At 35.3% G+C, this 21496-nt stretch carries 11 protein-coding genes and 1 pseudogene; 1 reads left to right on the plus strand and 11 read right to left on the minus strand.

Translation table 11 applies throughout. The features are described 5' to 3' along the window. Positions 1-467: 467 nt before the first annotated feature. Positions 468-1409, minus strand: a pseudogene (locus tag J3U42_RS10175) (IS256 family transposase). An 838-nt stretch (positions 1410-2247) separates the two neighbouring features. Between J3U42_RS10175 and J3U42_RS10180 the strand changes: the two are divergent. Further along, positions 2248-2445: a hypothetical protein gene (locus J3U42_RS10180; RefSeq protein ID WP_267336383.1), complete on the plus strand. Its 198-nt coding sequence runs from the start codon at positions 2248-2250 to the stop codon at positions 2443-2445. On the opposite strand, the gene J3U42_RS10185 is transcribed toward J3U42_RS10180, so the two are convergent. The 10 genes from J3U42_RS10185 to J3U42_RS10230 all read right to left on the minus strand — a co-directional run bounded on the left by J3U42_RS10185 (position 2446) and on the right by J3U42_RS10230 (position 21456). Beyond that, positions 2446-3822 carry a tetratricopeptide repeat protein gene (locus tag J3U42_RS10185; protein ID WP_267336384.1) on the minus strand — a complete coding sequence of 459 codons (1377 nt, stop codon included), beginning with the start codon at positions 3820-3822 and terminating at the stop codon, positions 2446-2448. Positions 3823-4009: 187 nt separating this feature from the next. Continuing rightward, positions 4010-5386, minus strand: a complete 1377-nt coding sequence (locus J3U42_RS10190) for a tetratricopeptide repeat protein (protein WP_267336385.1) — start codon at positions 5384-5386, stop codon at positions 4010-4012. A 188-nt stretch (positions 5387-5574) separates the two neighbouring features. Beyond that, complete coding sequence (locus J3U42_RS10195; protein ID WP_267336386.1) at positions 5575-6951, minus strand: tetratricopeptide repeat protein; 1377 nt, start codon at positions 6949-6951, stop codon at positions 5575-5577. 141 nt (positions 6952-7092) lie between these two features. After that, on the minus strand, positions 7093-8436 hold the full coding sequence (locus J3U42_RS10200) for a tetratricopeptide repeat protein (protein ID WP_267336387.1): 1344 nt from the start codon (positions 8434-8436) through the stop codon (positions 7093-7095). A 1013-nt stretch (positions 8437-9449) separates the two neighbouring features. Next, the gene (locus tag J3U42_RS10205; RefSeq protein WP_267336388.1) at positions 9450-14441 is read right to left on the minus strand and encodes a DNA repair ATPase; all 4992 of its coding nucleotides are present in this window, start codon (positions 14439-14441) and stop codon (positions 9450-9452) included. Positions 14442-14539: 98 nt separating this feature from the next. After that, entirely contained in the window at positions 14540-16648 is a 2109-nt protein-coding gene (locus J3U42_RS10210) for a hypothetical protein (RefSeq protein ID WP_366518692.1), read from the minus strand. Positions 16649-16683: 35 nt separating this feature from the next. Next, positions 16684-17346, minus strand: coding sequence for a hypothetical protein (locus J3U42_RS10215; RefSeq protein WP_267336390.1), 663 nt, complete (start codon positions 17344-17346; stop codon positions 16684-16686). A gap of 109 nt (positions 17347-17455) precedes the next feature. After that, entirely contained in the window at positions 17456-18148 is a 693-nt protein-coding gene (locus J3U42_RS10220; protein ID WP_267336391.1) for a PspA/IM30 family protein, read from the minus strand. A gap of 35 nt (positions 18149-18183) precedes the next feature. Beyond that, complete coding sequence (locus J3U42_RS10225; protein WP_220219439.1) at positions 18184-18822, minus strand: YjfI family protein; 639 nt, start codon at positions 18820-18822, stop codon at positions 18184-18186. Between the two features lie 330 nt (positions 18823-19152). Next, the gene (locus J3U42_RS10230; RefSeq protein WP_220219440.1) at positions 19153-21456 is read right to left on the minus strand and encodes a TonB-dependent receptor domain-containing protein; all 2304 of its coding nucleotides are present in this window, start codon (positions 21454-21456) and stop codon (positions 19153-19155) included. Positions 21457-21496: the final 40 nt, after the last annotated feature.

Genomic DNA, 21496 nt, shown 5'->3' on the forward strand with positions numbered 1-21496 from the left:
GGGAAAAGCACACTTGATATTAAGTGTGTAAAAACGATTAGCAAACTATCCTTGATGCTATGTCTGTCCTAAGTGTTTAAAACAAAGAATAATATTATCGAAGTATAACTAATAATTTACGTGGTTTCGATATATTTTGCAACTGTTTTTGTTTATGTTTTCTATCTTCCCATCATGATAGATATGATAAGTCACAATTCCCGCTTAAGAAAAATAATCCACCATTGCGACGAGGTGAATAAACCAGGCTTTACCGTCTTTTGATAGTTTAGTTAGTGTCGGTGCATTGTTGTTAGTATTGGTTGATTAAGAGGATTGTTTGTCTGTAACGCCTTTCCACCATAAGTAGATCAAATTGATTATTATATGATGAAGTTATTAACAATAAAGCTAAGACCAAAATGTTTGTTGTAAATTAGTTGCATATATTTTTACCAAGACTACTATCATAATGACACTCAAAGACCCTATCCTAAATTTTGTGTATTTGCCAGTAAGAGGTGACGAGTCATTCTGTCACCAAATTCTATAATTAATCGATTCATCGCACTCTTCCAGTTTTGAATTGGCATTGTCCATTTTTTAGAAGCTTGTTGTATCGCTAAATAGATGACCTTTTTAACTGAGTCATCGGTCGGGAATACCTTTCTTTTCTTGATAGCATGACGGATAACACTATTTAAAGACTCTATCGCATTGGTGGTATAAATCGCTTTGCGAATATCCTGAGGATAAACAAAGAAGGTGCTGAGATTTTCCCAATGTCTGCGCCAGGATTGACCAATATACAGGTACTTATCATCCCAAATCTCCTCAAAATGAGCGAGTGCCTGTAATGCCTGTTCTTCGGTTGAAGCCTAATAAATCATCTTTAAATCTTTGGTTAGTTCTTTGTAATCTTTCCAACTCACCAATTTTAGACTATTGCGTACCATATGGATGATACAGAGTTGAATTTTAGTATCTGGATACAATGCATTAATCGCATCAGCAATTCCCTTTAATCTATCCACACAAGCAATTAAGATATCTTCGACACCTCGATTTTTAAGCTCTCTGAGTACTGACAACCAGAATTTGGCACTTTCATTTTTTGTCATCCTTAAGCCAAGGCGTTCCTTTTTTACCTTTCAAATTTATGGCTAGAGCAAGAAAAACAGATTTATTGATGATACTTCCATCTTGTTTCACTTTGACCACAATGCAGCCAAATAAATAATTGGATACCGATTCTCAAGCGGACGATTTTGCCATTCGACCACTTGCTCTTTTACTGAATCTGTCACTTTAGAAATCAGAGTCGGAGAGATATCAACATCATACATCTCTTTGAATGTGTTGGTAATTTCCCTTGTGGTCATGCCTTTGGTGCGCTCTGTGGCCATTTTTCTTAGTCTTTTTTCGTCCATTTATATCTACCTATTTTTTTCTCGTTAGAGTAGTTCTAATATAGGCAAATACAAAAATTTCTTTACAGGGTCGAATTACGAAGCATACTTTTTCTCCTAATAAATCTCTGTCGCATATATACCTTTTTCAAATATTTCTCGTTCATTCTTAAGCGTTTTACTGACAATTAATTTTCTATTTATCTATTCGTTTCGCTCATGCTGATGAAACACGTTTTTCGATTTTATCAAGTAATACTGGTTTTCAGAACTAAAAAGTACCTTAAAATCTGATTCACTTGAACATCTAAAATTCAATACTATTCAAATCTTAATTGATTATCATTTGAAGTAACTTATTTAATTGAAACTATTCAAAATCATTGGTTCAATAGTATTCGGATTACATTCAAACTTCTTAAGGTGCATCTCTTTTCTTTTTATTTTAAGACCTTCTTTTCCTGGATTTGTATCCACTAAATAATCAGTGTCTATATTGGTAAAGGTTATTACAGATTTTTCCTTATCTTTATCATCGATTATTTTTACTAATTGCAATTCTAATTTTGACTGGCTACCAAGCCTATAGAATAACTTAGAATTAATATAATCATAACATAACGATAATTGAGTATTGTTAACTTCACATCCAAATGCATTTTTTTCATTTTTATCTTTATTACAAAGTGTCGTATTTTTAAAAAATACATTTTGACTATAAATATTAATGATATCTTGATGCTGATTTAAATTTAATTTTTGATTTAATAAAAGATAACGATATTGAAGTGTTTCTTAAATTTTCGGTACTTGGAAAAAACGCGATAAATATAAGTTCAATAATGCCTTTGAGCAAATTTTGGGATTTAAAAATGTTGAAGAATTAAAAGGTTTTTTTGATGAAGGCCAGTTTCCTAGTCAACAGGCTAATTCTCAACCTAAAAAAGAGGAATCAACCAATCAAGATGCCAATCAACAACAAGATCAGCATCACACCATTATGTTTAAAACCGAACAGTTTATTTTAAAATGGTTGGATGATAAACCGCCGATATGATTAATCGAACGTAGGCATTACCCGCCGTGGCATTTCGTCCTCTAGAATCGGCGGGTAGTTTGACCAGTTTGACGGATGTTTAGATGCCCCCATTTTTATGGCATATTTTCGCCATAACTGCGCCCGAATAATATCTCGCTCTTCGCCTTTATAATAATAGCTTAACCAAGATAGTGTTTTAGGATAGCCTTGGATAGCTTCTTTGATGTAAATGCGCTCTTTTAATTCCGAACGCTCCCCAATGGTATTGCCCAATAATATATCCTTGGTATTGCGTGGCCATTTTGAAAAAATGAGTATTTGCGATCCTTTGGAGAAATCTAAATTATAAGAGGCATTCAAAAAATGAAACCGGTCATAAATAAAATCTTCATCACTCACTTCGGTATGAGAATGATATGGAGAGCGATATTTGATATTTTGACGTTTTAATTGTGTATGAAAGTGATACGTATTGCCAAAGTATATTCTGATTAATTCTATCAGGTTATCATCGGGTTGTAACTGATAAGCCTGTTCAAACAGGGTAAAGGCTTTATATTCATCGACTTCAGTCCCCAGCCCTTGCATATACAAAAAGCCTAAAGTTTTTATTGCGGCAGGCAACTGCTGATTGGCGGCTTGTTGATAAAGTGTAAAGGCTTTTTGTTCGTCTTTTTCAACTCCTATTCCCAACAAATAAAAATAGGCTAAGTTGGTCTGTGCCAAAGCATGCCCTTGGCTGGCGGCTTTTTGGTACCATTCAATTGCTTTTTGTATATCAGGCTCGACTCCTTGACCGTACTCACTGAGCGGATAAACACTACGAGGATAATCTTCAAGCGGTAAGCTCATTTTATCAAACCGTGCAAATTGTGCCTCGATATTGGGCAGTTCAGGGTCAATATTTTTACCGTTCTCATCAAAAATATACAGGCGTGGCGGTTTCCCTCCCGATGCGTTTTCATAAATATAACCAATGCTGTTTTGCGCATCAAGATCGCCTTGTGCAGCGGCTTTTTCAAACCAGCTTAAAGCAATGGGAAAATTATTTAATTCATCCCGATACATGGCACCTAAATTATATTGTGCTTTGGCAAGCCCCTGTGCGGCGGCCTTTTCAAACAGTAGCCTTGCTTTAGTGTGGTCGCCTTTTTGATACAGCAAATTATCGCCATAAAAGATTTCGCCCAGCGTGTTTTGTGCCCTAGCATCACCACCGTCAGCAAGTGCTGTGCAGATTTTGAGATTATCAACATCTCGTGAATGTAGGCAAGTTGAAGCGTCAGACTTGATAACATTAGGTGGTGGTGCAGAAGGCTGTTTATTATTACCTTTTGCTGACACCGAAAACGTAGCAAAACAGAGCCAAAATACAAGGTGAGGGATTTTTTTCATCTTTATTCCATTTGTCGATCTTTTACTTAAAAAACAGTTCCATTAGCCAGCATGATTGTATCGCATAAATAGGACAAAAAAACTAAAAACGTAAAAAAAACGATGAGTTAAAATTCCTATATTAAGCTGCCCTGTTTATGCCGAACAATATATTTTAAAATGGTTGGAAGATAAACCGTCGATATGATTAATCGAACGTAGGCATTACCCGCCGTGGCATTTCGTCCTCTAGAATCGGCGGGTAGTTTGACCAGTTTGACGGATGTTTAGATGCCCCCATTTTTATGGCATATTTTCGCCATAACTGCGCCCGAATAATATTCCGCTCTTCGCCTTTATAGTAATAACTTAATGATACCAGTGTGTTAGGATAGCCTTGGATAGCTTTTTTAAGATAAAAGCGTTCTTTTAATTCTGAACGCTCTCCAATGGTATTGCCCAATAAAATATCCATGGTATTGCGAGGCCATTTTGAAAAAATGAGTATTTGCCATCCTTTGTTGAAATCTAAATTATAAAAGGCATTCAAAAAATGAAAACGATCATAAATAAAATCTTCATCACTCACTTCTGTATGAGAATCATATTGCCGTCGATATTTGATATTTTGGCGTTTTAATTGTGTTCGAAATTTATATCTATTCCCGAGATTCAAATCAATTAATTCTATCAGGTTATCATCGGGTTGTAACTGATAAGCTTGTTCAAACAGGGTAAAGGCTTTATATTCATCGACTTCAGGCCCCAGCCCTTGCATATACAAGAAGCCTAAAGTTTTTATTGCGGCAGGCAACTGCTGATTGGCGGCTTGTTGATAAAGTGTAAAGGCTTTTTGTTCGTCTTTGTCAACCCCAATCCCCAACAAGTAAAAATAGGCTAAGTTGGTCTGTGCCAAAGCATGCCCTTGGCTGGCGGCTTTTTGGTACCATTCAATTGCTTTTTGTATATCAGGCTCGACTCCTTGACCGTACTCACTGAGCGGATAAACACTACGAGGATAATCTTCAAGCGGTAAGCTCATTTTATCAAACCGTGCAAATTGTGCTTCAATATTGGGCAGTTCAGGGTCGATATTTTTACCCTGCTCATCAAAAATATAGAGGCGTGGCGGTTTACCGCCCGATGCGTTTTCATAAATATAGCCAATGCTGTTTTGCGCATCAAGATCGCCTTGTGCAGCGGCTTTTTCAAACCAGCTTAAGGCAATCGGAAAATTATTTAATTCATCACGGTACATGGCACCTAAATTATATTGGGCTTTGGCAAGCCCTTGCGCAGCAGCCTTTTCAAACAGTAGCCTGGCTTTAGTGTGGTCGCCTTTTTGATACAGCAAATTATCGCCATAAAAGATTTCGCCCAGCGTGTTTTGTGCAATAGCATCACCACCGTCAGCAAGTGCAGTGCAGATTTTAAGATTGTCCGCATCACGTGAATGCAGACAAGTTGACAGGGCAGACGGGGTAGTGGTGGGCGTGTTGACCTCAGGCGGTTTAAGATTACCACCAGCTGACACCGAAAACGTAGCAAAACAGAGCCAAAATGCAAGGTGAGGGATTTTTTTCATCTTTATTCCATTTGTCGATCTTTTACTTAAAAAACACTTCCATTAGCCAACATGATTGTATCGCATAAATAGGACAAAAAACTAAAAAACGTTAGAAAAAACGATGAGTTAAAATTCCTATATTAAGCTGACCTGTTTATACCGAACAATATATTTTAAATTGGTTGGATGATTAATAATTGATTTTACTAATCGAACCAAGGCATTATCCGCCATGTGATTTCATCTTCTAAAATAGGCGGGTAGCCGGGCCAGTTTGACGGATGATTAGATACCCCCATTTTTAAAGCATATTTTCGCCATAACTGCGCCCGAATAATATCCCGCTCTTCACCTTTATAGTAATAGCTTAATGATGCCAGTGTTTTAGGATAGCCTTGGATAGCTCTTTTTATATATAATCGCTCTTTTAATTCCGAACGTTCCCCAATGGTATTGCCCAATAAAATATCCATGGTGTTGCGAGGCCATTTTGAAAAATCAAGCATAATCCAACTATTCGCCATGTCTAGATCATAAAAGGCATTAAAAGAGTGAAACCGATCATAAATAAAATCTTCATCACTGATTTCTGTATGAGAATCATATTGCAAGCGATAATTTATATCCTGCCATTCCAGTGGTGTTCGAAAGTTATACGTATTGCCAAAGTATATTCTGATTAATTCTATCAGGTTATCATCGGGTTGTAACTGATAAGCTTGTTCAAACAGGGTAAAGGCTTTATATTCATCGACTTCAGTTCCCAGTCCTTGCATATACAAGAAGCCTAAAGTTTTTATTGCGGCAGGCAACTGCTTATTGGCGGCTTGTTGATAAAGTGTAAAGGCTTTTTGTTCGTCTTTGTCAACCCCAATCCCCAACAAGTAAAAATAGGCTAAGTTGGTCTGTGCCAAAGCATGCCCTTGGCTGGCGGCTTTTTGGTACCATTCAATTGCTTTTTGTATATCAGGCTCGACTCCTTGACCGTACTCACTGAGCGGATAAACACTACGAGGATAATCTTCAAGCGGTAAGCTCATTTTATCAAACCGTGCAAATTGTGCTTCGATATTGGGCAGTTCAGGGTCGATATTTTTACCGTTCTCATCGAATATATACAAGCGTGGCGGTTTACCACCCGATGCGTTTTCATAAATATAGCCAATGCTGTTTTGCGCATCAAGATCGCCTTGTGCGGCGGCTTTTTCAAACCAGCTTAAGGCAATGGGAAAATTATTCAATTCATCCCGATACATGGCACCTAAATTATATTGTGCTTTGGCAAGCCCTTGCGCAGCAGCCTTTTCAAACAGTAGCCTGGCTTTAGTATGGTCGCCTTTTTGATACAGCAAATTATCGCCGTAAAAAATTTCGCCCAGCGTATTTTGTGCAATAGCATCACCACCGTCAGCAAGTGCTGTGCAGATTTTAAGATTATCAACATCTCGTGAATGTAGGCAAGTTGAAGCGTCAGACTTGATAACATTAGGTGGTGGTGCAGAAGGCTGTTTATTATTACCTTTTGCTGACACCGAAAACGTAGCAAAACAGAGCCAAAATATAAGGTGAGAGATTTTTTTCATCTTTATTCCATTTGTCAATAAACTAAACAATTGAATACAAACCGAAAGTTAGTTGACGCATTACAATTTTTTGGGTTTTCAATCAATTTATTTAACTTATCTGTTTTTATTAACCAATAAATTGTGCTAAATGACTATACATTATTGGGTTTTATCATCCTCATCAATGGGATAGTCTAGCCAAAAGTCGGGGTGATCAGATTGTCCCATTTGAATAGCATATTGACGCCATAGCATTGCCTTTTGGATATCTTTTACTTCGTCTTTATAGTAATAACTTAATAAAGTCATGGTGTTATAATAGCCTTGAATCGCTTTTTTTATAAGATAACGCTCTTTTAAGGTTGATAGTTCATCGTGACTTTTACCTAGCCAAACATCTAAGGTTTTTCTGCGTGGTTGTGAAAAAGTGAGTATGTGTGATCCCATATTCATATTTAAATTGTAATAGTCATTCAGAAAAAATAAACTTGCAAAGATGTAATCTTCATCACTTTTTGTGTTGTAAGGAAAAGGGTATCTGTCAGAATTTTCTTCTAATTTGGTTAGGTATTTATAACGTAGATACATTTGTGTATAAATCATCCGCCATAAACTTTCATCAGGGGTTAACTGATAGGCTTGTTCAAGCAGTGCAATAGCTTTATTTACATCCACCTTGTTGCCACCCAGCCCTTGCATATGCATAAATGCTAATGATTTTATTGCAGCAGGCAACTGCTGATTTGCCGCCCGTTCATACAGTTCAAAAGCTTTTTTTTCATCTTTTTCAACCACAATCCCTAATAGATAAAAATAGGCTAAATTAGCTTGTGCCAATGCGTGCCCTTGGTTTGCCGCTTTTTGGTACCACTCGAACGCTTTTTGTATATCGGGCTCTACCCCTTGCCCGTACTCACTGAGTGGGTAAACAGTGCGGCTGAAATAATTGACAGGTATACTTTTATCAAATTTGGCAAATTGCGCTTTGATTTTAGCTAAATTGCGATCGGTGCTTTTACCTTTTTCATCAAACGTATATAGGCGTGGTGGTTTACCGCCCGATGCATTTTCGTATATATAGCCAATACTATTTTGCGCATCTGCATTACCTTGTGCAGCGGCTTTTTCAAACCATTTTAAGGCAACAGGAAAATTGTTAAATTCGTCACGATACATGGAACCTAAATTATATTGGGCTTTGGCAAGCCCTTGCGCTGCGGCTTTTTCGAATAGTAATCGGGCTTTAGTATGATTGCCAAATTTATAAGAATATTCAATATTGTAGAAGATTTCTCCTAAGGTATTTTGAGCAACGGCATCACCACTATTGGCTAGACGTGTGCAAATTTCAATATTTTCTTTCTTGTGTGAAAAGATGCAGGTTGTGGATTCAGGCGTGATCGGGTTTTGAGAAGTTATAGTTGTTTGCTTGTTATCATGATGCGCATAAGCATAAGACGACGCAAAACAGAGCAAAAGTACTAATTGGGAAATCTCTTTCATCTTCATTCCATTTGTAGATAAATTTATTCAAAATAATTATATTGTTAATATTCGCAATTGTATAGAAAAGATAATAAAAAATAGCATGCCACCGTGATAATCACTACAAATCTTTGTTAGGGCTTAGCATAAATAACGGGTAAGAGAAATAACACCGAAGATTTTTAGAGTTTCAGAGTATATAAAATTATATATGATTATTTTTCCAATCAAGATAGTTTACCATATATATCGATTTTGCTTCTCATTAGTGCATGTATTACTTTATTTATAATCTATGTATATTTTGAAACTTGTGATTCTAATAATAAGGACTATACAAAAATTTTTTGGACTATGGTGTTAGCTAAAAGAAGATATAGCTTTATTTGTATAAAATGTTCATTTAGATTAAGGATCCTTAGATATTGTATCAATAGGGCAGAGCAAAAGAACGACAAAAAATATTGCTGACTCAAAGAAACGAAATGAGGAAATTAATAAAACAATTGTTGTAATTGATAAGGTTTCAATAAAGCAGTAAATCTATTTTCATAATTTCTTCCTTCATCCTTTAGTAGCCCCCCATTTTCTATTTTATATTCGTTATCTGCTGTATTGATTTCTATTATGATAGTTAAGCCATAATTGAATCAAGATTTGCGTGTATGGTTTTTAAAAATTAATTAGTGTTATAATTTTGAAAAACAATAATTAATGGAGTTAATTAAATGATTTATTTAAATGGAGTAGGTTTTTTTTTATTGTCACTATTTATGTTTTGGTGGGTTTATTTATTAGTTTTCGTAATTGGTATAATAATTTTATGCTTCGCTAAAACCAAAATTATGCGAAGATTAGGTATTTTATTGATAATCACACCAATAAGTTGTTATATTTTTGCCTTTTTATTATACGGATTTTTATCATTAATGTGGATTTGACCTATTTTAATTACCTTTTTTCCTAAATAATAAAAAAGCGGAAGTCTATTTCCGCCTTTTTTATTAACAATAAAATATAATTAAATTTCGCTATTTACCTTTTGTATTTCTTTTCTCTTTTTTCGGTTTTTTATTTGATGATAACTGCAAAGCCTGTACACTTTGCACTAAGTCAGCCAATTGCGTAACAATTTGGTTTCCGGTATCACTTTCATCACCACCTAGTGTTTTATTGCGTATAAAATCAGCTTTGATTTGTTGCCAACGTTTAGTTTGTGTATCAGTTAATACGCCACGAATTTCAGCGAGTTTAAGAAGATTTTCTTCAGCACCATTAGTTAATAGTTGAGCTTCACCTAAATAGTGATCGTTGATGATTTGATTAAGTTCATCATCATTCATAACAGAAGAAACCTTCTCAGCAAGTTTATTCATGTTTCGATAACTACCTTGAAGTTTGAAAGGTGGTTCTGTACGGTATTTATCTGATTGAGCAGCACTAACAATGTATTGTTGGTTAACTTTGAATACCACTTCTCTAATTTTCAATAGGTGACTAAGTACTGCAACAATTTCACTGATTTCTGCTTGGCTGTAAGCGTAACTTAATTCATTGCTATTAAGTGGCTTGCCTTGTGCATGGTCAATGAGTTGATAAAGATCATTTAAGTCACGTAACGCAAGTGGTGCTAGAATTGGATTTGAAGTTAAGCAGTTTTCAATATAACTTGAAGCAAAAACTTCATCCATACCACCAAGAACTTCACCTAAATTATAAATATCTGCACGGTTAGCCAACATATCTGGTATTTTGAATACTTCTCCTGATTCAGTATACGGGTTACCTGACATAATAACGCAGAATTTTTTACCTCGGAGATCATAGGTCTTAGTTTTTTCTTTCCAAACACCTTCTATTCGGCGTGAACCATCACAAAGGGAGATGAATTTTTGTAAGAATTCCGGATTGGTGTGCTGTATATCATCAATATAAAGCATGACGTTATTTCCCATTTCAAGCGCTAGATTAAGTTTTACTAGCTCTTGTTTGGCAGTTGCATTCGGTGCTTGATTTGGATCGAAAGATAACACACTATGGCCTAAAGCCGGTCCGTTAATCTTCATAAAGATTAATCCAAGACGATTAGCAACATATTCCATTAATGTCGTTTTACCATAACCCGGTGGAGATATAAGCAGTAATAACCCCATTAAATCGGTACGTCTAGTTTCACCAACCGTTCCCATTTGTTTAGCTAAGTTATCACCAATGATAGGTAAGTAAACTTGATTAATGAGTTTGTTTCGCACAAACGAACTTAATGGTTTAGCCTTAAATTCCTCTAGATGTAGAAGATCACGTTGTTCATCGAGTACTTCCTGACGAAGACTTTGATAATGCTGAAACTCCGGAATAATAATTCTGGACTGTTTACGCATGCGACTAAAGAAATCATCAAGATTGATATTCAACACTCCCTGAATTATACTTGGATGATCGCCAAGTAAATCGTTGACGGAAATATCAAGCTCAAGCTCGCTAATTCCCAGCGTAATGCTACTTTCTTTATCTAACATACACAATACTAAAGCTTCAGCAATATAGTCTGATAGTTTTTGATATTGGGGTAGGGTACAAAGACCTTTAAACCAACTTTCGATTAGAATCCAGCGATCGGCAAGTCGTTTTTGAAGATTGCTTTGTGATTGGTTAAAATCACCCCACATATGAGATTCCTCGAGGCGGGCTTTTAAACCTTCAAATAGATAGTGGCCATATTTACTTAACGTAAATTCTTGTGGTGTTTCGGCTAATATATAGCTTAAATATTCAGTTGCTTGTTTTACATGATACTGTTCATGTTGAATAGGATACTTTTCTAAAAATTGGGTTAATTCAAAAGACATCTCTGTTTGAAGATTTCTTATACCTTCATCATGACCAAATAACGCCTGTATATCTTTACAAGTTTTGGCTCGCTCTGGCCATAATTTGGCAATATCACTTTTTTGATTATGATGCCAAAAAAGGATAGCTAAGCTTCGGGCTAAAGGGTTATAGCGTAATAGACCGGCCGCTTCACCTAGCGGAATCAGTTTGGCTAATATTTTTAATGCATCGTGATCGTGAATCCCTTTTTCATAGCCCTCACGATATCGCATTGACGCATAATCTCTTACTGTTTTAGCTAATACCTCAGGTTGGTTTAATTGATTTTTTAAATCGTCATAACTTAAATCATGCTCTTTTTTAAGCGCTGAATTAATTATTGAATATGCTAAATATTCACCACGGTAAACACTTGGCGATTCGGATTCTAATGAAATTGACCAGAAAGGTTTATAACTTTCTAATTTAGGGTCATTAATTCTTTCCTGATAATCAGTACCCGTTAATTGCAAATAAAGATGATCTTCTTTTGGTACAATGGTTAAATCAAGTTCTTGGGTGTTGACACTAAACTTATGTCTTGGTCCCAGTTTGATTACATTTCCGCCAGATTCAAATATTTCTGATTTATCTCGTAAGGCACGTATTGATTGATCTCTGGCACTTTGGAAACGAGATTCAATATCATCCGCTTTGACATTATCAAAAAGTGCTCTTAATTTTTCGACTATTTCACGAATTTTTAAAGCTAAAGCGTCGGCAACAAAAAAAGCATTTAACTCATTTTGATCAGAAAATTTAGCCGTTCTTCTTGGTATACTATCTAAAATTCGATTGGCAGCCGTAAGTAACGCTTCTGTTCGTCTTGTTCTATCTTCAAGTAGTGATTGTTTATGGGTTTCAAATGATTCTAATATTTCTTCCCGTTTAGCCAGAATATCATTAAGGAACTCTTCACTTTCACTGAATTGATTTTCAAGCTCTTCGAGTTGTACTAAAAGCCTTGATAATTCATCGTCACATTTTTCTGGCGTGGTAGCTAAACTTAAAGCACTGGCAACACTTTGTCCAAACAGTTTGAATTGTGCGCCAAATTGAGCAACCATTTCAGTACTTGATAGGTTTTTTCGTTTTTGGTTGATTTTGGCTTTTGTTTGATTGAGTTTTGCATAAACTTCAGCAATAGCTTCAATAATTCTTGTTTGTAAAGTGACATCATCAAATTTTAATGTCGCCATTAATTGCGAAAGCATATCAAGATCATTAGACATTTGATCGGCTATTGCTATTGGTTCAATCAACTTGGCAACGGTATCGGCTTTTTCAAGAGATTTATCAATTTCTTCTATTTTTAAGGCATAAGGTTCTAATGCTTTATCACTGTCGAGAAAGTTTGCTGTCGCTAATGAAACAACTGATTGTCGCTCTTTAAGTTCATTTTCCATTATATCGATCTGATTTAAATCGATATAGCGATAACTTCTTAAAGTAACTAGGCTGCCTAATTGCATTTTTATTGCATTTAAAGCATCGACAAACTCTTGTGTTTCTTGCCAGCTATCAGGGTATAACTTTGATAATAAATCTTGTTGATTTGTGATTGCTTCACGCATCGCACTTTCGGACTGGCGGCGTATGCTTTCGACTTTTTCATATTCATCCAGCACTAATTCACTGGTTTGGGTGATATTGCGTAATATTGGTGAAAATGAAAGATTTACTTCATCATTTAACCAAAAATAACTATCGAATAATCGTTTTGTGTCTTCACTTAATTTACTATAGAGCTGTGAAGAAATAGATTGGTTATCAATTTCACGTGAAATAAAGTAAAGATCTGAAATACCACGAACAAGTTCAGCGTTTCCGATTTTACCTAAAAAGCTATTGTTTGTTGGTTGTTGAGCGGCAAATTCATCGCTATAAAAAGGAGTTTGCCAAATTTGCATTGGATGGACTCGAGTTGGTTCATCATTTTCACCTTCAAAAACAACCATTCTTCCGTCTTCAAAAACTGCATAACCATGACCTAAAATAGGATTATCCAGTTTTCGTTCAATCATGTTGTAGTTGAATAATGCCAGGCGACCAGTATATGGATCGTAAAAAATATATAACACATCTTCGCCATTTGGGGAACGTCTAATCCGTCTAAAACGCATTCCTGACATTGATTGGTCGAATGTTTTATATTCACCATTTTGCAAGTAATATCCACCAGGAAATATAACACCATGATCTTCCGGTAGTTGAATACAAGCTTGACCAATAAAATCAATTCGTTGCGCTGTTTGGGTCAAGGTGTTATAAATCAAATAGCGCCAATTTTCTTCACGGTATGGTAATACTTTTAAAAGTATCAGCGAACCTACTTTGGCATATTCAATTTTTGCATCATTTATTGATTGGTTTTTATCTAACACATCTTCACGATAAATACCCAGCCCATCATTGGTATTATTTTCACATTTGATTGTCAAATCTCCACCAATGGTTTCGACAAACACAGTATCTAAGATATTGACGTGTGGAAATCGACCATTAACAATATTTTCTCTTGTTGTTTCAATCCATTCAAAATCATAAGCTGGTGGAAGCGCTATATCACGTTCTCCACGATTATCGATATAGTTAATGGTTTTCTTATCACTTGAGATTGACCAACGAAATACACGGATATCGCTTAATCGTTCACCAATTTGAAAGCTTGCCAGTAATTTACCGTCACGTTCAACCAGTTGCAGCAATTGGGCATTTTTGTAGTAGGTATATAACTCACTGAAGTCTTGAACAAAACGATCAATATTTAAAAATGTACCGGAAAGATTTACTGGATCGGCTTCATAATTACCGTCACGTTCAACCAGTTGATAAAGTGAAAAGACATCTTCAATTTTTGCTTCTTTTTTTAAGCCTAAAAAAACGTTATATCCAAATAGTAACCAATCACCAAAACGGACAATGTCTCGTGCGACACAATTGTTTTCCGTTCGGATACGAATTCGTCCTATAATTGACATATCACTTTTACCAAATTCGGACAGCCTTTGTTGATTTAAAGTTTCTGTTTTTTGGTTAAGCTCTATTCCTAAAGCGGTGAGACGTTTTCGAAGGATTTCATAAGCACCACCTTCAGCAACAGCTTTATCAAGTGTTGTTTGTTGTTCGTTATCTTGTTCTATTTCTGCCATTTTAAACTCATTGATCATTATGTAGAAGGGCTACTGTTTTCGGTAGCTAGCTACCGAAAACAGATGATAGTGTGACAATTCAATTACGAATTATCTGTCTAGTGGTCTTGTTCACTATCTTTACTATCAGATGATAAAAATTGTTTAGCGAGTGCCTTTAGATCAGTATTTTCTAACGTCTCTTTTAAATTCACATTCTTATTGCCGGATAAGCGTGATAGCACTGATTGTAATGCAGATTGTAAAACAGGGCTTTGGTTAACTGTTCCTTCAATAGCTTTACCAACACTAATCGCTTTAGAGAAGCTGTTAAAGAAGTTATCATTGCCACCAACAATTTCGATATTAGCTTTACTAAATGCGGCTGCAAGTACTTCGGCTTGTTCTTTAGCAATTTCTTTATTAGCAGCAATTGCAGCAATGGCTTGTTCGAAACTTTTTTCCAATGCTAAACGGAACTCTTCATGGCTTTGTGACTGTTCACTCATCGTTGCCATTGCTTGGAATTTCTCAACTAAACCGCTTGCTTCAGCAGTTAAACGCTCACGAATAACTAATGCTTCTGCTAAACCTTGTTCTTTGGTTGCCGTTGCTTTAGCAAGGCCGATGCGTTCATCACCACGTGCTTGTGCAGAGAGTTTTTCTTCAAGAATTTTAGCTTCTGTTAAACCTTGTTTTTCAGTTGCAATCGCTTTCGCTTCAATAACTTTCGCTTCAGATAATCCGACTTCTTGGCAACCTTTTGCTTCTGCTAATAAAGTTTCAGCTTTGATATTGGCTTTAACTAATCCTTCTTTTTCTTCTGCTTCTGCACGAGCTTTACGGACTTTCGCTTCAGCTAAGCCAATTGCCGCTTCTTCAGCTTCAATTCCTTGTGCTAATTGTTTTTTGGCTTCAGATTGTTTTGCGGCTGCTTCAAGTTCAGCTTGTGCCATTGTACTAATTTCAACTGCACGATATTTAGATGCTTTTTCATCAGCTTCAGCTTGTTTAACTTGTTTTACCAGTTCTTGTTCAGCTCGAGCTTCTGCTTCAATGATTGTAGTTTGTTTTTCTCGATCTGCTCTTGAAACTTCACGCACTTCTTTAATGTTTTCTTCTTCAACTGCAACAGTTTTTTCAACTGCGACTCTTTCACGAATTACATTGGCAATCGTTTTCTTTTCTTCTTCAAGAACTTTATCTTTTTCGATACGTTGTAATTCAACTTCTCGTTCCCGTGCCACGATTTCAAGCGAGCGTGCACGTTGTACCCGTTCTTCTTCAATCGCAATGGCTCTTAAGCGATTTTGTTGTGCAACTTCGACTTCACGTAAACGATTCTCTTCACGTACTTCAATTTCCTGTTGCGATTGAATGCGTGCTTGTTCAGCTTTTAATCGTTCTTCTTCCTGCACTTTTAAGGTTTCAGCCATTTCACGAGCACGGATTGTCTCAATTTCACGTTTTTGTCGTGCTTCTGCATCGGCTTGTTGACGTTCAAGTTCTAGTTTGGCTTCGATAGTTTCGGTGTCTTTTTTCTTTAAAGCCAGTTCAAGATCTCTTTCTCGCTTATTGGTTTCATCTTTGTGAATTGCAGTAATTGAGGTAATTTTATTAATCCCTTCTGCATCAAAAATATTATCCGGGTCTAATGCTTTAATAGGTGTTTGTTCTAAATAGTCAATTGCCACATCTTCAAGCGCATAACCGTTAAGATCTTTACCGATAACATCGATAATACGTTCACGAAAATTTAAGCGATCTTCAAATAATTTGGCTAATTCAAATTGTTTACCCACGGTTTTCAATGCTTCAGAAAACTTAGCGCTAAATAATGAACTAACTGCTTTTTGATCAGATGCTCTGTCAACACCAATTGATTTTGCAACTTTTAATACATCTTCGGTGGTTTCATTAACACGCAAATAAAATGCAACACAGATATCAGCACGTAGGTTGTCTTTACAAATTAATCCATCTTTACCACGACGTTCTACATCAAAAGTAATTAATGAGATTTTCATAAACTCTTTTTTATGTATAACCGGATAAACTAAAGCACCGGTAAAGTAGACTTTCGGTTTTGAGCTCATATCATTGACAATAAGCGCAGTACCTTGAGGAACTTTGATATAGAATGCTTTAAATAATAAGAAAAATCCTAAAATAACAAGAAAGATAACGCCTATAACTGTAGCAAATAAAATGATGGTATCGAAATTCATTGACATAATTTACTTTTCTCCAAAAAAATTAATTTTTATAATCCATTAAACTCTTCTAAACTAACTATTTCATAGCTATTGTCGGTTTCATCATAACGTAGCAAGATAGCCTTATCGTGACGCTTAAATTGATTAGGCTCTTTACATCTTACTTGCAATATTAAACTAGCTCCGCCATCTTCATAAATTGCTTCACCTTTAATTTCATTAACGGTACTTGACCGAATGATTACTGATTGGCCAAGTAAAACTTTATGATCTTGAGTTATATTCAATTTATTAAATAATGGTCTGAGTGGTTTAATGATGTATGCAGTTAGATAAACCGCAACAATAAAGGTAATGAATAAAACGAGTAATCCTACGATGTAATAAACAAAGGTAAGGTTACTAAACGGTAAGATAAAAAAACGAAAGGAAAAATAACTTATCAACCAGCCTAGCAAAGAAATTAAGGTTATGACAAGTGTCATGGGGACTTGATTGAAGCCTAATTTCAATAATAATCCGGCAAATCCAGATGCATTACCCGGAATATCTGTTGATAAATCGCCCATATCGATGTCCAGATCGACATCTAAACAATCAACAGTTAAGATACCAATTGCAGCTGTTAACCAATACAACACACAAAGCGTAAGTAATCCACTGAAAATTACCACAGGAAAAGAAAAAAATATTCCCCAAAAAAGCTCCATTATATTTCCTTAATTGCATTTTTATATGCATTTTTATTTTTAGTTAGATAAATAGTTATAATGTTTATTAGTTTATACCAGAAACAAAATAGTTACATAATATAAAATTCTAGGAAGCTTGTTTTTCTTTCAATCGAGCTAAAATGGCAATGGCATTTTTATTACTTGATTTTATGCCGGCTTCTTCGAGCTTACTATCAAGCGAATTAGCACTGTCACTTTTAGCTAGTTCATTTTTCGCATCCAATACTGCCGCCGTTTGTTCCTGACGTTTCTTGATTCGATCTAATGAATCTAAAGCTGTTTGCAATTTGGTTGTTGAACCACCGTAACGTTGTGCAACAGCTGATTGAGCTTTTTGTACACTTTCTGTTGCTTTAACAATATCTACCTGTTGTTTTAAATTACGAATATTAATTTCTGTTTGGGAAATGGTTTGGCGTAAATTTTTACAACTTTCAGTGAAACACTTAGCTTGTTTTAAATAGTTATCATGCTCCGTTTCAAGCTGAGCTAACTTTTCCGCGACTTCTAACGCCAACTCTTCATTATTTGCTTCTAACGCTTTTATCGCGTAGCTTTCATACTCAGCGATTTTTTCTGCGGTAAGTTTTACTTCTTTATCAGCTAATTTTTGTTGAGCAAGTATATTTGCTAATGACTCTTTAGCTTGTTTTAACTCCATATCTGCGTCACGAATTTCTTGATCCAAGATACGTAAAGCTTGAGTATCAATAATTGATTCTCCAACCTCATTGATACCACCACGGAGTGCCGTAACAAGTTTTTTGAAGATAGCCATTTTTAATCTCCTTTTTTCTAGCATAATTCAATTGGTTAATCATTGATGTAATTTTCAAAAGCTTCAGTGGCTTTAATCACATTATCAGATAAAGTTTCTAATTCATAAATAATATTGTTAAGTATTGATGAAGCACTTAAAGCACCATACATTATATAATTTATTGAACCGTCGCCACTTTTTTCTATCGCTATGGTTGATAAAGGAAATAATTTACGTGAACATAAGACTTCTTCGTTAAATTGGGTTAAATCTTTAATCATATCAACAGGCCAAAGCAGAGCTTCAACAATAATTTGTTGATTTGAAACACTTAAATACAACGGTAAATCGCCATATTCATGCATAATGATAAACAAACATGCATCTACACCATCGATAATTTCAATACTTGCATAACCTTGTTTAACTAATTCAGAATTATTTAATTGTTCATAAAGATCTGTAATTAACCAAACTTCATTTTTTTTCATTTCATTGTTTTCCTGTTGATGATTATAAATTACGTTACTTGATATCAAAGGTTTGCGAAACTGTTTTTCAATTTCAACTAGCTTTGAGGTATTTTCCGGTAAAATCCAAACTTCTTTTTTTACTAAACCTTGTTCACGTAATCGTTGTCGATATTGTTTTTGATAAAAGGCTGAGTTTTTGATCTCTTTTGTTTTTTTCATAAAATTTATTTTGGATTTAATTAGAATTTAATGTCAGTAATATTAACACAAAAATATTACATGTAAATATTACATGTAATATTTTATTAAATACATAATGAAAGGATTTAATTTTAATAACTCTATATTTTATAATGATATTCTTTAAAATAAAGCATTTTGAATTGGCTGAAATAAAAGTTTTTATAAAAAATTATCGAAGGGGATTAGGTTAAATTTTATTTTTAGAATTAATCTTACATCAAATATACAAAACTTTTAGATCGGTTTTTGAAAATAAATAACCCGCTAAAGCGGGTTATGATCAGTAAATGTTAACTTTCTATTAAATTAAAAATCGATATCTAAACCTAATTGGAATGTTCTACCCGGAGCGGTAAACATATCTAGGTATTTGTGATCTGATGAGCGATATAGTTTATTATTGCTTAAATAATCCCAGTATTTCTGGTCAGTTAAGTTATAAATACCGCCACTTAGTTTTACATTTTTAGTAATATTGACATAACCAGTTAAATCAACGGTACCATGTCCGGCGATTCTAAAGTATTCGTCCGTTGAGTCTTTAATTGGTGTTCCGTCATTACTATGTGTTTCACGTGTTGTCGATTCTGTTTTCTTCCCTTTTTGGAAAGTCGCCGTCACAGCAACTCCGTAGAGTTTGTTTGGATCATCCCATGCTAAACCAATAGTACTTTTTAATGGTGCGATGGTATCCATTTCAACATATTTATCGCCTAAATAGCTTGATTTAGATTTACCTTGGTTATAACCAATGGCGAATCTAGCGCTTAAGCCATTGACAGATTCAAACCATGAGCCAAAATTAAATTCACTGCTTAATTCTGCCCCGTAAATATAGGCTTTATCCCGGTTTTCCGATTGGTAAACTATACGGTTGCCTGTTCCAACAAAATTTTTCTTATAACGAGAATACGCAATAAAATTCTTGTATTTATTATAAAATACCGCTGAAGATAGCGTCATACCAGATACAGGCTGACCTTTCAGACCCAATTCAAAATTATCGCTGGTTTCAGTTTTAAGATTTGAATCACCAACCAAAACATACATTTGACTATGCGCCAAATATGAACCGTATAACTGGTTTTGGTTTGGCATTTGTGCGCCACGTTTATATTGTAAATAGGCGGTTAAATTAGGATTAAGATCGTACATAAACGCCAGAGACGGTAGGATTTTAAAGTCACTATTACTATTGTACTGTTTACCTAATTGGCTCGAATTGATATTCGATACCGCCATATTTTCAAGATTACGTGGTTTGGTGTTTTGATAGATAGCTCTTACTCCCGGAACGATATAAAAATTGTTGCTATCGTTAATATTAAAACTAATGCGATCCTCAAAGAATCCACCTATTTGATAGCTACGGCTATCTGCTTGCGGTTTGGTATAATCTCCGTCAGGGAAAATTCGACCATTTTGTGATTTTGCAGAAGTATAAAATGGCGATTCATCTTCACTCCACTTAGCATTTAAACCAGCAGTAATTTTTTGATTATCAAAACTTTTTAATAGTGTTGTGATAAAGTTATAAGATTTTGTATTGTAATTTGTTTGAGTATTGAAGTTACCTTTAGAACTATGGCGCAAATAGGTATCATCAAATACATTTGTGCGTTGATAATTTATCTGAGTGGTTAAACTATCAATCCAACTAATGTTGGTTGGTTTCCATTGATCTTTAATCGCTAAGTTAAAGCGATTATTTTTACTACGCTGATGATCATACGATTCAATTTTTTTACCATACCGATCCCAAGTATCATAATGAGAGTTTTTGGTTTTACTGTTGAAATCAATCGTTGCGTTGACCAAATGCTCGTCCGTCATTTGCCATCCAATTCCCGCTAAAATTGAATTTGAGTGCCAATTTTCAGGATAGCTATTGATCGAATCTCCGTAATTGCGGCCTTGCTGTCCGTCACGACGGCTTAATACAAGAATTCCATTAAGGTACTCATCACCTCCGGCGATAGTTATACCTTGATGATAGCTTCTATCGGCGCTGTCGTAATTATTTTGAAATCCAAAATAGCTGGTTTTGCCCGGATACAAATAATAACTGGCTGTTTTAGTTTGGAATGAAACAGAGCCACCTAAGGCATTATTTGCATTACTGACAGATGTTGCGCCAGATTGAATATCAACCTTGTTATACATATAAGTATCAATGTAATCACGTCCAATACCGTATGAACCAAATCCCGCTCTACCAACAGAATTAACACGCCCTTGAGCAATCGGTAATGGCATTCCGTCAATATCAATCGATACACGATTAGCATCTAAACCACGAATATTGTAACCGGTAAATCCACCACGATCCCAACTGCTTTTACCACTGCCGGAACCGGAAATATTGCCCGGCGCTGAAATAAGCGGTTGATAACGCATGATACTACCAAAGTTCGTACCGCCATCACGTCTAATATCTGATTCCGAAATTTCTGTATTAGTACCAGCTGTTTTGGTGGCTTCATGAGCCGTTACTGTAATGGTATCAATATTGTTTTCTTCATCTTGAGTTTGAGCGGCGACGGTAGGTAACGCTAAGGTTAACCCTATTGCTAGCGTGCCGGTTTTCTTTAGATTAATTAAGTCAAACATTTTATTCCTTTCAAAAATGATAAATACGAATAATGTACTT

Origin of the sequence: Gilliamella sp. B2923, assembly GCF_026536565.1 — a bacterium.
GTDB lineage: Bacteria > Pseudomonadota > Gammaproteobacteria > Enterobacterales > Orbaceae > Gilliamella.